Source organism: Acetobacter oryzifermentans, assembly GCF_001628715.1.
GTDB lineage: Bacteria > Pseudomonadota > Alphaproteobacteria > Acetobacterales > Acetobacteraceae > Acetobacter > Acetobacter oryzifermentans.
The window spans coordinates 193,482-210,586 of the sequence record NZ_CP011120.1 but is presented as its reverse complement, the minus strand read 5'-3'; the positions used below and the strand labels follow the sequence as shown (position 1 = coordinate 210,586).

18 protein-coding genes and 1 pseudogene are annotated in these 17,105 nt (G+C 45.1%); 10 read left to right on the top strand and 9 right to left on the bottom strand.

Annotated elements, in window-relative coordinates; translation table 11 throughout:
* Positions 1 to 116: 116 nt before the first annotated feature.
* The 5 genes from WG31_RS00935 to WG31_RS00915 all read right to left on the bottom strand — a co-directional run bounded on the left by WG31_RS00935 (position 117) and on the right by WG31_RS00915 (position 5,175).
* Complete coding sequence (locus WG31_RS00935; RefSeq protein ID WP_063353340.1) at positions 117 to 1,865, bottom strand: hypothetical protein; 1,749 nt, start codon at positions 1,863 to 1,865, stop codon at positions 117 to 119.
* Between the two features lie 253 nt (positions 1,866 to 2,118).
* Positions 2,119 to 2,835 carry a hypothetical protein gene (locus tag WG31_RS15985; RefSeq protein WP_245191533.1) on the bottom strand — a complete coding sequence of 239 codons (717 nt, stop codon included), beginning with the start codon at positions 2,833 to 2,835 and terminating at the stop codon, positions 2,119 to 2,121.
* The gene (locus WG31_RS15980; RefSeq protein ID WP_245191532.1) at positions 2,832 to 3,845 is read right to left on the bottom strand and encodes a hypothetical protein; all 1,014 of its coding nucleotides are present in this window, start codon (positions 3,843 to 3,845) and stop codon (positions 2,832 to 2,834) included. Before WG31_RS15980 ends, WG31_RS15985 begins: the two co-directional genes overlap by 4 nt.
* Positions 3,842 to 4,171: a plasmid mobilization relaxosome protein MobC gene (gene mobC / locus WG31_RS00925; protein WP_245191531.1), complete on the bottom strand. Its 330-nt coding sequence runs from the start codon at positions 4,169 to 4,171 to the stop codon at positions 3,842 to 3,844. Before mobC ends, WG31_RS15980 begins: the two co-directional genes overlap by 4 nt.
* 386 nt (positions 4,172 to 4,557) lie before the next feature.
* Complete coding sequence (locus WG31_RS00915) at positions 4,558 to 5,175, bottom strand: hypothetical protein (protein ID WP_063353337.1); 618 nt, start codon at positions 5,173 to 5,175, stop codon at positions 4,558 to 4,560.
* A gap of 474 nt (positions 5,176 to 5,649) precedes the next feature.
* On the opposite strand from WG31_RS00915, the gene WG31_RS00910 reads away from it, so the two are divergent.
* Positions 5,650 to 5,913, top strand: coding sequence for a hypothetical protein (locus tag WG31_RS00910; RefSeq protein ID WP_157884465.1), 264 nt, complete (start codon positions 5,650 to 5,652; stop codon positions 5,911 to 5,913).
* Between the two features lie 53 nt (positions 5,914 to 5,966).
* Here the strand turns inward: WG31_RS00910 and WG31_RS00905 are convergent, their stop codons facing one another.
* Genes WG31_RS00905 through WG31_RS00895 form a run of 3 tightly spaced genes read right to left on the bottom strand, consistent with a single transcriptional unit; the run spans position 5,967 to position 7,364 of the window.
* Positions 5,967 to 6,305: a hypothetical protein gene (locus WG31_RS00905; RefSeq protein WP_063353335.1), complete on the bottom strand. Its 339-nt coding sequence runs from the start codon at positions 6,303 to 6,305 to the stop codon at positions 5,967 to 5,969.
* Position 6,306: 1 nt separating this feature from the next.
* Positions 6,307 to 6,717 (bottom strand): hypothetical protein, encoded by a 411-nt coding sequence (locus tag WG31_RS00900; RefSeq protein ID WP_063353334.1) that lies wholly within the window; start codon positions 6,715 to 6,717, stop codon positions 6,307 to 6,309.
* Positions 6,717 to 7,364 carry a hypothetical protein gene (locus tag WG31_RS00895; protein WP_063353333.1) on the bottom strand — a complete coding sequence of 216 codons (648 nt, stop codon included), beginning with the start codon at positions 7,362 to 7,364 and terminating at the stop codon, positions 6,717 to 6,719. Before WG31_RS00895 ends, WG31_RS00900 begins: the two co-directional genes overlap by 1 nt.
* A gap of 196 nt (positions 7,365 to 7,560) precedes the next feature.
* Between WG31_RS00895 and WG31_RS00890 the strand changes: the two genes are divergently transcribed.
* The 8 genes and pseudogenes from WG31_RS00890 (at position 7,561) to WG31_RS00855 (ending at position 14,069) form a co-directional block, all read left to right on the top strand.
* Positions 7,561 to 8,136, top strand: a complete 576-nt coding sequence (locus WG31_RS00890; RefSeq protein WP_063353332.1) for a recombinase family protein — start codon at positions 7,561 to 7,563, stop codon at positions 8,134 to 8,136.
* Between the two features lie 166 nt (positions 8,137 to 8,302).
* The gene (locus tag WG31_RS00885; protein WP_063353331.1) at positions 8,303 to 9,457 is read left to right on the top strand and encodes a hypothetical protein; all 1,155 of its coding nucleotides are present in this window, start codon (positions 8,303 to 8,305) and stop codon (positions 9,455 to 9,457) included.
* A gap of 142 nt (positions 9,458 to 9,599) precedes the next feature.
* A pseudogene (locus WG31_RS00880) lies at positions 9,600 to 9,890 on the top strand (recombinase family protein); the annotation flags it as partial.
* 95 nt (positions 9,891 to 9,985) lie between these two features.
* Complete coding sequence (gene tnpA / locus WG31_RS00875) at positions 9,986 to 10,345, top strand: IS66-like element accessory protein TnpA (protein ID WP_063353330.1); 360 nt, start codon at positions 9,986 to 9,988, stop codon at positions 10,343 to 10,345.
* On the top strand, positions 10,342 to 10,689 hold the full coding sequence (tnpB, locus tag WG31_RS00870) for an IS66 family insertion sequence element accessory protein TnpB (protein WP_020944072.1): 348 nt from the start codon (positions 10,342 to 10,344) through the stop codon (positions 10,687 to 10,689). The genes tnpA and tnpB overlap by 4 nt, the downstream gene beginning before the upstream one ends.
* 63 nt (positions 10,690 to 10,752) lie before the next feature.
* Positions 10,753 to 12,363 (top strand): IS66 family transposase, encoded by a 1,611-nt coding sequence (tnpC, locus tag WG31_RS00865; RefSeq protein ID WP_063353329.1) that lies wholly within the window; start codon positions 10,753 to 10,755, stop codon positions 12,361 to 12,363.
* Between the two features lie 55 nt (positions 12,364 to 12,418).
* Complete coding sequence (locus WG31_RS00860; protein ID WP_082823099.1) at positions 12,419 to 12,673, top strand: helix-turn-helix domain-containing protein; 255 nt, start codon at positions 12,419 to 12,421, stop codon at positions 12,671 to 12,673.
* Between the two features lie 238 nt (positions 12,674 to 12,911).
* The gene (locus WG31_RS00855) at positions 12,912 to 14,069 is read left to right on the top strand and encodes a DNA cytosine methyltransferase (protein ID WP_063353328.1); all 1,158 of its coding nucleotides are present in this window, start codon (positions 12,912 to 12,914) and stop codon (positions 14,067 to 14,069) included.
* Here WG31_RS00855 and WG31_RS00850 read toward each other — a convergent pair.
* On the bottom strand, positions 14,058 to 14,984 hold the full coding sequence (locus WG31_RS00850) for a NotI family restriction endonuclease (RefSeq protein ID WP_063353327.1): 927 nt from the start codon (positions 14,982 to 14,984) through the stop codon (positions 14,058 to 14,060). The genes WG31_RS00855 and WG31_RS00850 overlap by 12 nt on opposite strands.
* A 401-nt stretch (positions 14,985 to 15,385) precedes the next feature.
* On the opposite strand from WG31_RS00850, the gene WG31_RS15975 reads away from it, so the two are divergent.
* A complete protein-coding gene (locus WG31_RS15975) occupies positions 15,386 to 17,008 on the top strand; it encodes a site-specific integrase (protein ID WP_063353326.1) in 1,623 nt (540 codons plus the stop codon).
* The last annotated feature ends 97 nt before the right edge of the window (positions 17,009 to 17,105 follow it).

The following is a 17,105-nucleotide window of genomic DNA, read 5'->3' as shown; positions in this document are numbered from 1 at the left end:
ATGAAAACTTATCCCCCTACACCCCCACCTACGAACCTATATATTATTTGCGATGGACTTGCGACACATGAAAACAGAATAAGAACCTATAGCAAATCATGGTGAGAAAATTTCAGTCATCCAACATTTGCCAGAAGGTTTGATTCAGAGCTTTTAACGTCACTATCAACAGAAGCTCTCTGGGATTTCTTTTGTCGTCTTTCCCATGTCCTGCGACATATTCCAAGTTTTTCCCATGGTTTTGTTTTGGACAATACCTCCCCTTCATAGTGTTCTCTTCTGACAGACCCTGCATTCCTGCGCTTTTTGGCTTGATAAACCTTGTCAGTCTGTTTCCGCCTTTCTTTCTTGATGCTCTTGGAAACCAGACAATCCAGATGCTTCATTTCATCTTCGGTGATCGCAAGTTTTTCAATGATCCGATCAATGCTGTAGGCATAACGCCATGAACAGAAACCCGGCTTCACATCAGACACATCACATGCAGTCATCAGTTTATTCAGGCTCGTGATATTATCGCTTTCAAAATGCTGAGCCAGATAATCAGAGGGAATAATATCTTCCATCTGGGCTTTCACATAGGGCAACAGCTCATTAGGATTATTCTGGAAATGTGCTGACGCCATGGAAACAGCGATATGACAGAACATATCCCTGTAGCCTTCCATGACACTTCCACCCCATCTCAGCTTTGCCAGTTCCTTCAGATCACCAATGATACGCCTTGATTGCTTATAGGGTGAGTTTTTAGAGGCTTTAACAGGAAACTGGACGATATTCCCATTATCAGGATTGTCAGCCTTCAGAGATGCCTTCTGGCTCCATTTCTGGGCATTGTCCCTGTAGCTCTTCTCTCCCTGCTTTCTTGCCTTTGCACGAATAGCATCAATCTCTTTTGCCTGCTGATATCGTTCAGTTCCTGCATAAGGTGCAATACCCAGCACACGCTGTTTGAAATCATCCGAGCTATAACGATTATCTACGTTAAACCACACTGACCTGCATGAATGTCCCAAAGGAGAATATTTATAATTGATTGACCCCGGAATCCTCAAAACAGTCTGAGCAGAACACGGTGTGATATCTGCCATCAGATAATCCAGACGATTACGCAGATTCCTGTGAATGTCCTCAATGACATCAATATAAGAGCAAGGTGAATTTTTCTGCCCGGCCTTCCTGCGTCGCCTTCTGATAAACACGGTATCTGTGAATTGCCATAACAGGTAGGCACCACCACCAGACAACACAACTTCCGTAGGCTCCGGTATTTCGTTATTCACACAATGAGAAATAAGCCATTCAGCTTTTCCTGCATCATCCAGAGATTGCCATTCCTGAAAGAGTTCAGAACGATAGTGATCATTATCAACCCACCTGTCAAAAATACCTTTTGCCCTGTCTCCCCTGATAAGCTTACGTCTTTCACCAAGCTTATTGATATCCAGATCAAGCCATGCATGAGATATGGCTGAAATATCCTCTTTCCTCTGGGTCTTTCTAATCTTCGGAAAGAATGCCTGAGAACGATACAAAGCCTCAAATTTATTGCTCTCTATCAAGCCCCTGATTCCCTGCATTCCTTCTTCTGTCGCAGGAAAATACCTTCTGAAGATTCTGTTACCTGGCTTTTGTTCCTGAGTGGCCGGATCATAATATTTTGGACGCCAGAAATCTTTCCAGAATCCTAAAATGCTTACATAGCACTGAGAACCATCCCGATTTTTCGGGAATCTTGAAACATCCCAAAATGTTGAAATGTCAGGGGGTAGAAAGCTTTCAGATAGAAACTTTTCCTCATCTGGCCCTTCGTTTTCGTCAGGAATATCATTTTCTTTAATAACTTTTTTACATGTCTGTTCCATCTTCTGTTTCCCAAAAATTAGGATCACAGAAAGTCTTCATTTGAAAACCATGAGAAGGAAAAGAAAGAAATTCTATTTTTATTGTTGACTTTGTGCTATAATTACTCTATCTACAATCTAACCTAATAAAACCTCTTGCGGGGGCGTTCTTTTCCTCCTCCCTGCAATCCCGCCCTTTAGAGACGCCAATCTCTCAAGGGCTTTTTTATATCTACCATTATTATATATTAAAATCAAGAATAAATTAAAAACTCTATGTATATACATATATAATACCATTATTAACAATTTTCTTTTTCCCCATTGATATGATTTTCTCTTTGCTTATACCTCTCTCCATTGTGGTCTCCTTAATTTTTTTTGCATCCCGAATTTTTTGCAATGCATGAACAGGATTTCTGAGAGCGTCCCTAAGGAGTTCTACATTTCCTGTTTTTTGAATGTAGACATATAGCTCATCAAAATCCTTCTTTGCCTTCAGGTAGCTTTTAACAGAGTTATCATCTTGCCATTCCTTATGCTTTCTTTCACGACCAGCTACGTAGAAATCTGCCATCCAGTTCAGAGAGTAATGAAAATGGTCGTCATTATTCAGAATATCTAATTCCTTGAAATCATCTCTGTCATATCTGAGCCTCTTCAAAGCGTCGTTGAATTCCTGCAAAGCCTTGCGTGTGGATGAGCCATTAAACCATTTCTGCTGTTCCGCATGATATCTGACTCTCAATGGCTTCAGGATGCTCTCATGCTTTTCTCTTATCAGCACAGAGTTTCGACTGTTTGGATCAGAAAAGGGCTCTTTGGGAACATGTTTCCATTTCTTATCAAAGTCAGACATCATCTGTAACAGATCATCTGCAAACTTTTTCTGGTTCGCGAGTGCCTCTTTTTCGACAGATGCTTTCCGGTTAGCTTCTTCATTCTGGAAAGCAATGGAAGCCTTCTGTTCACGCGACATGCCATCAGTCATCGCAAAATGATCGGCCCTGATGTCAGAAGCTCCACTTCTGGATGGAATGCCCTTATTAGCCACAGACGGCATTGGCGCAATCTAATAGCCGGAGTTACAGGAGAGAAATCCTCATCACCACTCATCTCTGAAGCTTTTACAGGCCTCTCATCTTCAGAAAGCGCAAAGCTCGTATCCTTTCCCTGTTGTAAGGCTTCATACTGGTTGGCAAACTCCCCTTTCTTCATTTCAAACAGACGATTGGCAGAACCAAGAAACTTATTATTTTTGTTATTCACGATAATGTAGGTATTGGCTTTTTCTCCTTTCTGGATACTCACGCCCAGAGAACTTAATCCCTCAACCATTTTCGAAAATGATTCTGAGGTTATACGTAGGTCTCTGATGGACCGTCTCAGCTTTCCAAGATTAACCCCCTGACGCAAGGCTGATTGATGCTGGATGGCTGTAAAAGCAGATTGCACTGGTTCATACAGGTCTGGTGTGTGAGCCTCTATATGATCCGCAATATCAGCCTTACCTTCGTCTCGGAGCTGGCGAATGACTGCAACCTGATGGCGTCCCTTTACGATGTCATGACCAAACAGGAATTCAGACGTACGTGAAATCTTTTCCTGCCTGACTCTCATGTAACTACTGTCCAGGCATTTGCCATTACTATTCCGCCATGACGCATAGAGATGATAGTGCTCATCCGCATCAGGTTCACCCGCCTTGACCTTCCTATGTCTGACTATTGTGCAGGTATCCGGCTCAAAGCCAAATTCCACAGCCAACATACTGACACTTTGTAACATCTGCTCATGCGTAATATTTCGCTTGGGATTGATCTTGAAATGGCACACCGCATATTTGTCGTGGTTGTCTCTGGCTTCATCAAAAGTCTGCATAACATCAAACTCTGATCCCTGAATCACGTCTATGGACTCATTTCCAGAGCCACGAAAAACATGATCACAGGTCTCCCCACCCCCACGAGAGGCAATAAGAGGCTCTGAGCTGATAATCATCTTCGAATATCCATGATAATACGCTTCATGGTCTTGATAATGTCACGACATTCAGAAACTGCTCGTGATGCGTCCTCATGTCCACCAGCGTTCAGATGATAGGCTATCTGGTTCAGGTTATTCCCACATCGTGCAACCTGATTGGTGGCTTCATTCAACTCTGCCAAAAGATGTTTTTTTTCGTCATTCACAAAATATCTGGAAGACATCAAAGACCGGAAATAACTGGCGAGATTATGAAACCCGGCTTCACGTCCAGTTTGCTTCCATGCCTCCAGCTCTTCACGGTTCGCACGAATGGACAAGCGTGTTTCCATTCGTCTCATATTGGGTCTTCCTGCTTTTCCTTTATTTAATATTTTATTTTTCATTGTGTAAAATTCCTGCATTCAAATGGGGTCAACGGGGCAGAGCCCCTTGCCAGTCTGGACGGAGTGAACCGTGGAACGGGTCAACGTAGTCCACGCCTGGCAATACTATTATAATACAGGTTTCATATTATAACAGATTTCAGGAATTCGTATTATTCAATAACTTAACACACCAGGGTTATACCGATATGAATTTAATATATTATTATCGGCATCCTTCTTATTCTCTACCAGCTCAATTCCGGAGATATTCTTTTTGGCCCGTGATTTCAACTTATCCAGATAATGCCTGTTACGTTCTACCTGTGTCATGGGTTTCTCAAATATGGGTTTACGTCCCATTAAAATCTTCCATTCTCGCTAATCCAGCGGGAAAGAAATTCCATAGGGTCTTCATTCGTAATAATCAGGTTAGGAGAAGCTTTGGGACGATCAGAAAAAATATATCCATATTCTGGATTTGGAAGTTTTCTTAATGAATCATCATAACCGACGATAATGCCAGATAACTTTTTCATACGTATCTGGAGGCTCTTGGCTTTTGATATTTTTTCTGAGTCAGCCTCCGTTCTTGGACAGAATTCTATATATTTTTGTCCTGTGGATGTTGATCGAACCTGATACCGTCCACGCTCCATCAAATCCTTAACCAGAATAGAACAATCATCATCAAGCTTGTTCAATTCATATAAAACATTACGTAAATGCGCCTGCACTTCTGCCGGAAATACTGTCCAGCCAACAATATGTGTCAGACAGTTCAGAGTGGCTTTTGTTGGTTGATCTTTTTTTTCATAAATTGCCTTGTCCCGAAGTGATCGAAGAATCTCAACTGCTTCTGGAAGAGGACATATTTCGCTAATTTCTTTAATATAATTATCAGACTTTGACAGATCAAAATCAGGAGCTTTAATCCGGTCAATCATTGACTGAATGCGTGTAACATTTTCCTTTTTCATAAATTCCAAATATTCCCGGTCTCTTGTGCCGGTAAAAATTCTTATACTATATTTTTTGTAATATTACAATGTTTTTATTTAGTTTTTTGTGATTATTTTTTGATCACCTGTAAATACAATATGTAGTGCCTCAGATGGATTCCATCATACAATATCCGGCATTTGCTTCTGAGTTATATAAATTTTCCATGTTTTCACTACAAAATTGACCATATGTAGTCCCTGAGTGTTGATACGCACTACACGAAATCATACAAAAAATATGAAATCATGTTTTGTATTTTATAATTCTCTTTAAGAAAATTTATAGGATAAAAACATACAAGGCATTCAAATACAAAAAGATTCAAAACAGGACAAAGAAGCCTTAGACAAAACTTCTCATACTCCATGGATTATAAGAGGTGTTTCCCAAGATGTCAGGGCTGGTGCATCAAGCCATGCAAAAAATCTGGAATAACCATTGGTGAGTGGTTGGAACTGGCTATCCGTGAAAAGATTAAAAATGACAGGAACAGCGAGAAATCCATTGTTGCCATGAAAACTGGAAAACAATCTATGGATATGCATTCCGTGAATCACTTTATTGATCTTATCACCAAGATAAAGAATGCGGAGATAAACATTCCTGACAGACTGTCAGTTCAAACAAGTGCGATGCTTAACAAAATGGCCGAAGATATCAGGAAAGGCACGATTACAGCATCTTCTCATGATGAATCCCTACCTTCTGATTAAAATCACAGGATAAAATTTTTATCCTGTGACTTTATAAAAATATCTCTATAGCGTTACTCTTGCCCGTGTATTTTTCCGCTTTCATCACGATTGAAACGAACAGTGGCGGTTTGGGGCTGGTTTTCGGCCATGATGTTTATTTTACAATCCCAGACTTTCTGAAACCCTTCAACAGCCTTACAGTCGTAGCTTTGTATATCTAACTCTTTCTTTATTTGTTCAATAAATTTAGCGCGTTGTTCAGTCGATGGGTGTTGAAACATAAACGCCAGATTCAGATTTTTTTGAATAAAATAATCCGCGATCTCATCTTTGGATGGCTCCCCACCGCTACAAGCCGTCAGCAAACTTAATGCACATACAAAACCTGAGTATTTTATATACTTTATCATCTTATTGCCTGAAAATTCCGGTTCCAACTGTTTTCTTTGCGTCGTTAAAGGTGTGCTTAACAACTATTCCGTTCTTGATAAGCAGGATCAGTGATCTATTGTGACTCTTGCTTTTACTACCAAGGAATGTGGATATCCCGGTAGGGTCTAACAAAGACGCATCAGCAATCTTGTTGCCTGTCTGCTCATACAGGTAATGCCAGACCTCACTTCCGTTATCCGTGTAGCTGACATCTTCAGGTGCGCCATACAGAGCCTTTATCTGGTCAGAAGTCGTGACCCCATCATGAATGGTCTGATTGAGACTTTCTGGCGTGGCTGTCTTGAGAGCCTGTGTGCCTCCTGATGCAGTCGAACAGGCACACAACAGCAAAGGCATGGCAATAAGAGCCATGGGCATGATTTTCTTCATTAGGCTTCCAATGATTTAACGAATTGAGGATTTTTGTCGATTACATTGAGAATTTCGCTCAATGCTTTTTTCTGATTTGCTCTAATTTTACGAACTAAATGGAAAAATCCGATAACCATCATAAATAGAATCCACATGATGCAAGGTACAACAATGTCCCCCACATACATTGCTCCATCATGATAATATCTGGGGTGACTTGTAATCGTGATGAATAAGACCCCAATCACCATGGCTATCAAATAGCGAAATGTGAGATTTCCAGTACCAGAGCGATTGATTTTTCCATGAAGACTATCCGCGTTAGTCCACGTGCTCCCTGTAGTATCATTCTTAATTACGAGATTATACCCGCTGTTATTCCCCTTAATGTTTCCCCAGATCACAAAGGCAGTCTGTCCTGCCCTGACATCATAATTACCTGCAACCTTCCACTCTCGCCCACTTGCCGAAACAATCCAGAACTCCTGATGTTGATTCGTCGTGCTGGAAATCTGTGGAGCGTTCATATGATAAACGCCGTCAGCTACTCTCTGAAGGGAGCCACCGCTGGACTGTACAGACGTTGAAGTCCATTTTTGGACATCTTTTACAGTTCCCCGGATTCCGTAGAGCCAGTATTTCTGGCCTATGACTTCAATATCCATAAGAAGCTACCAAACAGGCGGAAACTGGCGGGATTTCATCGTCATTGTCATGTCTCCATCCTATGAACACCCCCGGAAATCCCGGAAAAATCCACCGGATGTTATCCCTTAAACACCTGTTTTTGTTACACTTCTCCCTAAGCATCCAAACACGAGAACGGATACCAAAATCATGTATCAATAAGGGAGAGGAACAATGACACGATATGGATATGCCAGAGTCAGCACGACAAAACAGAGCACCGACAGCCAGACCATCGATCTCCAGAAGGAAGGGATACCATCCAACCTCATCATTACGGAGACGCTTTCAGGCGCAACATCGTGGAAGCAGAGACCAGAACTCAGCCGTTTGGTTCATCGACAGAAGGCAGGTGACACGCTGACGGTTGCGAAACTCGACAGGCTTGGCCGTAATGCCGTGGATGTTCTTTCTTTAATAGACATACTGAAAAAACGGCAGATTGCTGTGCGTATTCTTAACCTCGGGATTGATACCTCAGGCGCTGGTGGTCGCCTGTTCCTTCTGCTTCTCGCTGGTTTCGCGGAGTTTGAACGCAACATTATTCGTGAGCGGATCATGGCTGGCCTGGATGTCGCCAGAGCCAAGGGAAAACGCCCCGGAAGACGTTCCACTCTATCGCCTGAAAAAACGGCTCTGGCACGCGCCATGAAGCAAAGAGGACTCTCCTCGCGTGAAGTCAGTGAACTGCTTCAGGTATCACGTATGACAGCATGGAGAGCCATGAACAGCCTGAAAGCCGTCCCATAACCTCTGTATCAGCTATGCATTATTAAACACATGACATGCAAATAATGCATATTCCAAAAACAGGTGATTTTGGGACAAAATATTTTCCATTACCTGATGAAATTGTAGCTAAAATCATGATATTGTGTATTTCTAGAAAATAATTTATATCTTATTAGGATTTTTTATGTATTACGTTATAGGTCTTGCTTGGATTTATGAAATAATAAACGTACTTTTTTTCAGCATCGATTATTTTATTATATCAAAAAACATTCCAATAGTATCTGGCGCCTTTGAGTATAAATTTATATTTCTAGTTTTTATTTCCGTTTTTTATAGCCTAAAATATGGAACGATAGAACTATCTTTACTTGTGTTGAAGTTTTTATTTTTCCCATTTATTTTTATTTTTAATATACTAAAAATAATACATAAAAATGATTGGTATTTTTTCCTTTTTTCAGCATTTGGTGGCATTGTATCATTTTTAGATGGCCTAAAATATAGAATTATTAACTGTTTGTTTTTCTGTTTATCTATAGCTTTCGCATTTACTCACAATAATAAATATACATCTATTATATCCATGGTTTTTGCTTTTTTGTTCCTGGCCGTTTCATACATTAGAGCAATTATAGATTCGATAAAAACCCCGTTCTTTTATAAAACCTTTGATCGACTTCTTTCTTTCTGGACCAATAGGTTGGAAGGTACAAAAATGTTCGAAGACGAGTATAAAGAAACAGAAGGCGAAATAATAATAATTAACCATAAAAAAATAGTTAGCTCTACCTTTGGTGGAGCAATTATGACCAGTGGAGTTTATTCATTTCTCTCAAATGTCATTAACAAATATAAGGATCAGAATATTAGACTGATATTTAACATATCTATATTTATTTATCTTCTGTTCTGCATTATATTTTCTATGTCAATAATGAACTACGACCTTTGGAAGGCTTCTCCTCAAGAATTCCAAGTGACCGGAGATATAAGCTTTTTTGATTTCGTATTTTATTCCTGCCGTGAGATGGCTTTTGCTGACGTTGATAATTTGAAGGCGTCTATGGTGTGCTCTAAATCTATCCAAATAATAGATAATTTTACATTTGTTTTTCTTGGAGCAGTAATCTGTATAGCTATTTTCACAAACAAAAATGATAAATTTACCAAGGAAAATGAAAAATTGCTGACGAATATTAATCGATACAGAGATTCATTAAATAGTAAAATTTGTTCAGCCTGCGATGTTTCTGATATATCGACAGTTAAAGAGGAATTAAATAATGTGAATGAAAGCCTTTATAAAATTTTTCAGTTTTTAACTAAAAGTATTTAAGGAAATTATTTTATATGTTTCTTTTAGGTAGTCCCTAAAGGGACATAGCCCCCTACCCCGGTATTATGTGCCTTTAGGATCTATAATGGAATTAGGGAACGGTTAGTCCCGCCATCCCTATAACCCATAAGGAACGAAAGGTATGAAATACGGATACGCACGAGTAAGCACATCTGACCAAAACCTGACCATACAGGAAACAGCACTCCAAAAAGCAGGATGTGAAATTATCCGGGGCGAAAAGGTCTCTGGAACCAGCCGGGAAGGAAGGCAAGAACTGGATACTTTGCTTCAGTTTTTAAGGGCCGGTGATTCCTTGGTTGTTACTCGTATCGACAGGCTCGCCAGATCAATCAGCGATTTGCAGGACATTGTCAGATACCTGGAAGATAAAAAAATATCATTGATTTGCACTCAGCAACCCATAGATAGTAAGCGGCCGCTTGAGACCGCCTTATGAGTGAGGATTGTGACTGGTAAGTTACCGTCGTTAACGACGTCGTTATTGACGTTGTTTGGGAGGTAGCTATGGCTCAAGAAATCCTGATTGGCGTTGAACGCCGTCGCCGCTGGTCGGATGAACGCAAGCTTGCGATACTGGCTGAAGTTGGTGTGGACGGGGCAAGTGTATCGGATGTGGCCCGTCGGCATGACCTGACCCGTCAACATCTTTACCAATGGCGGACGTCTTTCCGCCACAGACTGTCTTCCCCGGATCAGTCTGTGGCGTTTGTTCCTGTCGCTGCAGTGAAGACACCTGCTCTGGTCTCTGGCGATGATAATGAAGGGCTGGCCATTATGCTGCGTAATGGCCGCAGTATCAGGGTGAGTGGACATCCTGCAGAAGAGTTTCTGGCGAAGATCATCCGGATTGCCGAGACAGCATGATTGGCGTGGGCAACGGTGTGCGCGTCTATCTGGCCTGCGGGGTTACGGATATGCGCAAGGGGATATCGGGTCTGGCTGCACTGGCACAGGACGTGCTGCGTCAGAACCCGACATCGGGAGCGCTCTTTGCCTTTCGTGGTCGCCGTGGGGACAGGATCAAGCTTCTGATGTGGGACGGTCAGGGGTTCTGCCTTTATTACAAGGTGCTTGAGAAAGGACGTTTTCCATGGCCCTCGCCGGCAGATGGCGTTGCACGCCTGACAGCCGCACAGATGGCCATGCTGTGGGAAGGCATGGAGTGGAGACGACCTTCCTGGTCTGCGCCACCGTCTCGCGTGGCCTGATTTTTATGGCGTGATCGTGCAGAACCTTTTGTCTTTTATTGGGTTTTCTGCTATTTTTTCATAATGACGCATGCGCCCGCGGTCCTGCCTGATGATCCAGATATCCTGAGGGAAATGATTGTTTCCCTTCAGACTGAAGTGGCTCGGCTTTCCGCTTCAGCCCGTGCGTATGAAGCTCTTGTCCAGTCTCTCAAAATCCGGATCGCGCGTCTTCAGAAACAGAAATTCGGGGCCAGTTCAGAAAAGATAGACCGTGAGATTGAACAGCTCGAACTGCTTCTTGAAGATGTGAAAATCGCCATCGCGGCAGCCGATCCTTCTCCTGACATCAGGGAGCACGATGACAGCGATGGTGTGGTCTCTTCCCCCAGACGGCGCGGCAAACCAAAGGTTTCCGACACGACACCACGGGAGCGTATTGTTCTCGACCCGGGCGAGGCCTGTCCCACCTGTGGCGGTCGCCTACGCCTCGTTGGCGAAGATGTCACCGAAATACTGGACTTTATTGCGGCAAAACTGAAAGTTGTCGAAACGGCACGGCTGAAGAAATCCTGCCGTCATTGCGAAACAATGGTACAGCCTGAAGCACCGTCGCGCCCTGTCCCACGGGGCATGGCTGGCCCCGGGCTGCTGGCCCATATCCTGGTCTCAAAATTCGATGATCACATTCCGCTTTATCGTCAGAATGAGATCTTTTCCCGTCAGGGTGTGGACATTCCCCGTTCAACCCTGATCGACTGGTGTGGTCAGGCCGTTGCCGTTCTGCGTCCTCTCACAGATCTGATCCGTCAGGATGTCGTTGGGGCAGACCTGCTGCATGCCGATGATACACCCATCCAGGTTCTTGATTCCCGTCTGCGCCAGGCTGGTAAACCACGTGGTGTGAAGGAAGGGCGGATCTGGACCTATCTGCGCGATCCCCGCCCCTGGGGCGGGAGTGATCCGCCCGCCGTGGCCTACTGGTTCTCTCCCGATCGCAAGGGGATCAATCCCCAGACCCATCTGGCACAGTTCCGGGGCATTCTGCAGGCTGACGCCTACGCGGGGTTCAGGGATCTGTATAAACCCGATGCAACGGGAACCGTGCATGTGCGCGAAGCGGCCTGCTGGGCTCATCTCCGCAGGGCCTTCCATGATGTCTGGAAGGGCAGTGATTCGACAATCGCAAGGGAAGCACTCGAGCAGATCGGGGAACTCTACGATATCGAGCGGCAGCTCACCGGGTCTCCTGCTCCGTATCGTCTGGCTGTCCGACAGGAAAAAAGCCGCCCTCGTGTCACAGCATTCCACGCATGGTGCGAAACACAGCTCGCCCGTATCCCAGGCAAGGGGGAACTGGCAAAAGCAATCCGTTATGCGCTCAACCGGTGGGCAGCCTTTACCCTCTTCCTCGAAGATGGTCGTGTTGCCATCGACAACAATCCTGCCGAACGGGCCATACGACCGGTATGCATCGGGCGGAAAAACTATCTGTTTGCCGGTTCAGACGCCGGGGGCGACAACATCGCTGATGCCATGACGCTTATCGAAAGCGCAAAACTCTCAGGCATCAACCCGCACGATTACCTCGCCGACGTCCTGGCCCGTATCAACGAGCACAAGATCAATCGGCTCCACGAACTATTGCCATGGAATTGGCAACCCCTGAATACACCGCACAGACAGGCCGCATAATCAAGGCGGCCCAGAACGGCCCGTTACCATAGATACATCCAACGCTGTAGGAAAAATGTTCCTGAATCTGCTTGGTGTCTTTGCTCAATTTGAGACTGAATTGAGAAGGGAGCGACAGCTTGAAGGTATCGCCAAAGCCAAGGCGGAAGGTGTCTATAAGGGCCGTAAACAATCTTATGACCATGATCGAGTGAGAGACCTGAAGGCTCAGGGTCTTGGTGTCGCTGAAATCATGCGACAAACGGGGATTTCAAAAACTCACATTTACCGTATTCTTAATGAGAACTCTGTCAAATCAGAACATACCTGAGTGTATGCAGTCGCAAAGACACTGACCAGCCAACTTAAGATTTTGTATTAATGAATAAAAGCTTACAATGACCTCTCCTGAAGGCTCGTCCAAGATTACTCAAACAGCCCGCAGGCTCGGAATTTTTGACTAAAAAGTTCTTGTTGTGTTCCTATTTTGCATCTATGCATGATTGCCGGTAAATGTGTAAGATTCATAGGGCTAATACCCCCATATAAGACCGGGATGAAGTGACGCTATGCGTGGGACAGTAATTGATCTCTTTTGTGGAGCCGGGGGGCTAAGTGAGGGCTTCCGACAGGCGGGCTTTAGGGTGCTTGCTGGCCAGGATATCGATATAAAGGCCGGGGAGACATTTGTCCGGACACACCCTGAAGCTATTTTTCTGGGCGGTCCGATCCAAGATGTAAGTGCAGAGACTCTACTCTTCCGCACAGGCCTGCGCCCTGGTGAACTTGATGTTCTGGTGGGAGGTCCTCCCTGCCAAGGATATTCCGTCTATAACCATCAAAGGGGAGTCCACGATCCCAGAGCCGGTCTGTTTCGGGAATATCTGCGAATTGTTTCTGGTCTAAAACCTAAGTGGTTGGTGATGGAGAATGTATCCGGCATCACCAGTATCGCAAACGGTGCCATTGTCGAAGAAATACGACGTGGGATGGGTAAACTTGGTTATCGGGTAGAGATGCAAGTGCTTAAAGCGGAAGACTATGGGGTTCCGCAAGCACGCCGTCGAATGGTGTTTATAGCCACCCGGACGGATCAGCTAATTCGATTTCCTAAGCCAACACATGGTCCAGACCTATTGCCGTATGTAACCATATGGGATGCGATTTCTGATCTTCCTGTCCTCGAAAATGGTGAATCCGCCGAAGGCCTCCGCTATCGGAGCAAGCCGAAAAATACCTACCAGAGCATTCTGAGAGGAAAAGTTGTGCGGGTGGCCAATCATTCCGCTCCAAGACTGTCGGCTGTTAATGTACAACGGATGATGCACATTCCTGAAGGCGGATCATGGAGAGATATTCCGTTTGAACTACTGCCAGCCGGAATGAAAAGAGCGAAGAGAAGCGATCATACGAAACGGTATGGACGCCCAAGGAAGGATGATCTTTCCTGCACCATTTTGACCAAATGCGATCTTCATTGGGGTGCCTACATTCATCCTGAGCAGAACCGTAGTTTCACCGTAAGGGAGGCCTCCAGACTGCAATCATTCCCGGATACATTTGTATTTAGTGGAAACCGGACGGAGCAATTTGTTCAGGTAGGAAACGCGGTTCCTCCATTGATGGGGAAAGCGATCGCTGAAGCACTCCCCTTCGAAGCTACAACGAAACGCATCACAAAAACCAAAAAACCAGAAAAGTTTCCGGAGTTACGTTTATTTGCGTAAGCTGGCATTGATCGCCTGTTCGTAAACAGACGCTGGTGGGAGATTTTGCGGTGAACTGAACGCAAGACAAACCTGATCCACCGTCGTCGTGAAGGTCTCTACTAAGGAAAGGGGATAAGGGCGATTGGGAATGGCATCTTCGTCAAGAGAATAACTGACAAAAGTGATAGTTCCAGATGATGGATGATACTCATGGAGCGAATTACCCAAGCGATCCCGGATACGCTCAAAAACAGCTCTTGGACAACAGAAGAAAAGACCTTTAGTGCATTTTGGCTCTCGTCTTAAAGCATGTCCCTTGTAAATAACCTGAGGAAGAATGCGCTTATTGACGTTTTCCCAGTTAAAGCCTGAATTACTGTATCCTGGGTTACGCCCTTGTGCGTCGACGAAGGGCAATCCTTGGAAAAAGGCCTCGGACTGAGCTGAATAATTTCCAGTTGTATCAATTGTCTGGACTTCTATGGCTGTAAGTTCGTTTACTGTTCCATCCGTGCTGACTTTCGCTAAAATCCAGTCCATATAATAGGAACCAGAGACCTTTTTTGTGTCACTTTTGCTTCCTTTGGGAAGAGGAAGTTCGCCCCCCCAGTATTTTCCAAATGCCACCACTTCGTGTCCGGTCATCGCCCCTGAAGCTAGTCGGATTTTAACTTCTTTTGCAGTTATGATCTGGATGTCTTCGCCAAAAGCTATTTGGCCAATATCGTTCAGAAGACGAAATTTGTTCGCGTAAAGTCTGTTCGGACAACAAATAACCGCTTCGACATCTTTAAGAGCCTGAAGAGTACACGCTCCATGTCTAGGCTTTAGGCAAGAATCATCAACGAAGGGACAGTGCTTGCGATCAGCGAACGCTTTCCCTGCGGAACTCCCTGGAGTGTAACCAAAAAACTCAACGATTCGAATAGCCATGCATTCGATAGAGCACACACTGTAACAATTGGCCACCCAGAAAGAAGACCTTGTATTACTACATGTGCGTGCAACGCAGGTCTAAAAGTAAATTGCTATTTTCTAGCCAGATACGCCACATCGAAGGGTGGCATATTGCCACATTCAACGCTTGATATCGCTCCTCGTTAGTCACAATCAAAAGCCTTGACCGATTCCACACAAAGTCTTACACACACTTTCACACAAGCGTTCAGAATGTTGTTTTAAAACAATACGTTATGGATTGTACGATTTACTTCAGTGGGTTCGAGTCCCGCAGTTCGCATACCTTAACATGTTGATTTTATTGAGAAACACTGAAAGCGGTGAAGTGTAAACCCGCTTCTCCACAGTCCTTCTCCAAACTGGAGAAGTTCTCAATGCTGGCTCTCGTAGGCACCCACTATCATTTCCGTCGCGTCGTTCCCGTTGCCTTGCGCCCCCTCTTCGGCAAAACTGAATTCTGGATTTCCCTCAAAACAGGGAACAAATCAGAAGCCCGCCTCTCGGCCATGGCCCTCCATGCCCAGACCAGCGCGCTTTTCAGGACGGCCCGCACTATGACTGACTCAGCTCAGGACAAGCCCATCACCAAAGACGACCTTCTGGCGCTGTATGAAGACATCATCAAAAGACAGGAAGAGGTGATCGAGACCACCGAACGGAATACCACAGAACAGCTCAAGATTGAGCGTTACACAGCCAGCATGACCCGTTATGAAGACCTGCTCAAAACCAGAGCCTTCCTCACTTACTCTACAGACGCTTTGGAACGGCTGAAACAGCATATCATCACGCTGCGTCAGGACATGATCACCGGAAAAATGCAGGACAAGGCCAGTCTTGCCAGCAAGATCGAAAAAATCGAACGGTTGCATGACACACTGGTCAAACTGTTTCAGACTGGCCCAGCTTTGTCTCAGGCCCCGGGTGCAGTACCACCTTCCCATCAATTGGCATCTCCTACACCGTCTCCTGTTGTCCCAACCTCTCCGCGCCTGACGGAAGCCTTTCAGCTTGCCGTGCTGGCAGACAACCAGAAGAGTGAGGCCACCAAGAAAGAAACCACCCGCACCGTGTCGCTATTTATTCAGGCTTTTGGCGATAAACCCGTTCAGGAGATTACCGGACGTCTTGCCGGGGAGTTTCGGGACCTGCTCTTCTCCCTCCCCGCCTCCTACGCCAAAGGCAAGCAGGAGATGGATTTAAACGCTGAAGTCGAGCGGGCGCAGGAATTTGACCTGCCGACATTGAGCGGCAAGAGCGTGAAGAACCACTTCATGCGTCTTTCAGCCTTGTGGAACCAGCTTATCCGCCGCGAGATTGCTGAAAAGAACCCGTGGAGCAACTGGGACTTTGACCTGACCAAACGGAATCCTCGCAGAGCATGGACAGACGATGAACTCGCCCTTCTTTCGTCGTCGGCATGGACATGCAGCACCATTTCGCAGGCAACTTTTGCAGGGATTACACTGGTCGCCGCTTATAGCGGGATGAGGCTGGGAGAAATCTGTAATCTACGGAATGAGGATATTCAGGAGGTCGATGGCATTCCGTGTTTCCTTATCCGCCCGCACCCCGAAGATAAATGGACACCCAAGACAGAAGCAGGCACCCGTAATGTACCCATTCACAGCGCTTTGCTGGACTGGGGCATTCTGGACTTCAGGAAAGACGGCGAGAAATTCCTGTTCTCGGAACTGAAAACACCCCAAAGCGGGCCGCGTGGTACCGACTTTGGCCGGAATTTCTCGAAGTTCAAAACAACGATTGGCCTTCCCGCTGCCATTACGTTCCACAGTTTCCGACACACGGTATCCACCCGTCTGCGCAATCAGACCGGAGACCTCAGAGAACTCTGGATTGATGCTCTGCTCGGCCATGAATCCAGTCACAAAAGTCAGGGGGCTACGACTTACCTTTCAGGCATTGCGACCGAGAATCTCAGACAGACAGTGGAAGCCGTTAGGTATCCGACGCTCAATTTAAGACGTAGTCTATGACGGCTTGGGGGGTGGACTGTTGGTAAACGGTCGCGATAGGCAAAAAGTAGTTATTCAACTGACACTTGCGATTTCCGGAAAGCCGACATTGTTTATG

Coding starts and splice junctions, on each gene's coding strand:
- WG31_RS15980 (WP_245191532.1), bottom strand. CDS start 3,845: ATGATTATCAGCTCAGAGCCTCTTATTGCCTCTCGTGGGGGTGGGGAG.
- WG31_RS00900 (WP_063353334.1), bottom strand. CDS start 6,717: ATGAAGAAAATCATGCCCATGGCTCTTATTGCCATGCCTTTGCTGTTG.
- WG31_RS00895 (WP_063353333.1), bottom strand. CDS start 7,364: ATGGATATTGAAGTCATAGGCCAGAAATACTGGCTCTACGGAATCCGG.
- WG31_RS15975 (WP_063353326.1), top strand. CDS start 15,386: ATGCTGGCTCTCGTAGGCACCCACTATCATTTCCGTCGCGTCGTTCCC.
- WG31_RS15985 (WP_245191533.1), bottom strand. CDS start 2,835: ATGACTGATGGCATGTCGCGTGAACAGAAGGCTTCCATTGCTTTCCAG.
- WG31_RS00850 (WP_063353327.1), bottom strand. CDS start 14,984: ATGGCTATTCGAATCGTTGAGTTTTTTGGTTACACTCCAGGGAGTTCC.
- WG31_RS00935 (WP_063353340.1), bottom strand. CDS start 1,865: ATGGAACAGACATGTAAAAAAGTTATTAAAGAAAATGATATTCCTGAC.
- WG31_RS00915 (WP_063353337.1), bottom strand. CDS start 5,175: ATGAAAAAGGAAAATGTTACACGCATTCAGTCAATGATTGACCGGATT.
- WG31_RS00890 (WP_063353332.1), top strand. CDS start 7,561: ATGACACGATATGGATATGCCAGAGTCAGCACGACAAAACAGAGCACC.
- tnpB (WP_020944072.1), top strand. CDS start 10,342: ATGATTGGCGTGGGCAACGGTGTGCGCGTCTATCTGGCCTGCGGGGTT.
- tnpC (WP_063353329.1), top strand. CDS start 10,753: ATGACGCATGCGCCCGCGGTCCTGCCTGATGATCCAGATATCCTGAGG.
- WG31_RS00905 (WP_063353335.1), bottom strand. CDS start 6,305: ATGATAAAGTATATAAAATACTCAGGTTTTGTATGTGCATTAAGTTTG.
- mobC (WP_245191531.1), bottom strand. CDS start 4,171: ATGAGACGAATGGAAACACGCTTGTCCATTCGTGCGAACCGTGAAGAG.
- tnpA (WP_063353330.1), top strand. CDS start 9,986: ATGGCTCAAGAAATCCTGATTGGCGTTGAACGCCGTCGCCGCTGGTCG.
- WG31_RS00855 (WP_063353328.1), top strand. CDS start 12,912: ATGCGTGGGACAGTAATTGATCTCTTTTGTGGAGCCGGGGGGCTAAGT.
- WG31_RS00860 (WP_082823099.1), top strand. CDS start 12,419: ATGTTCCTGAATCTGCTTGGTGTCTTTGCTCAATTTGAGACTGAATTG.
- WG31_RS00885 (WP_063353331.1), top strand. CDS start 8,303: ATGTATTACGTTATAGGTCTTGCTTGGATTTATGAAATAATAAACGTA.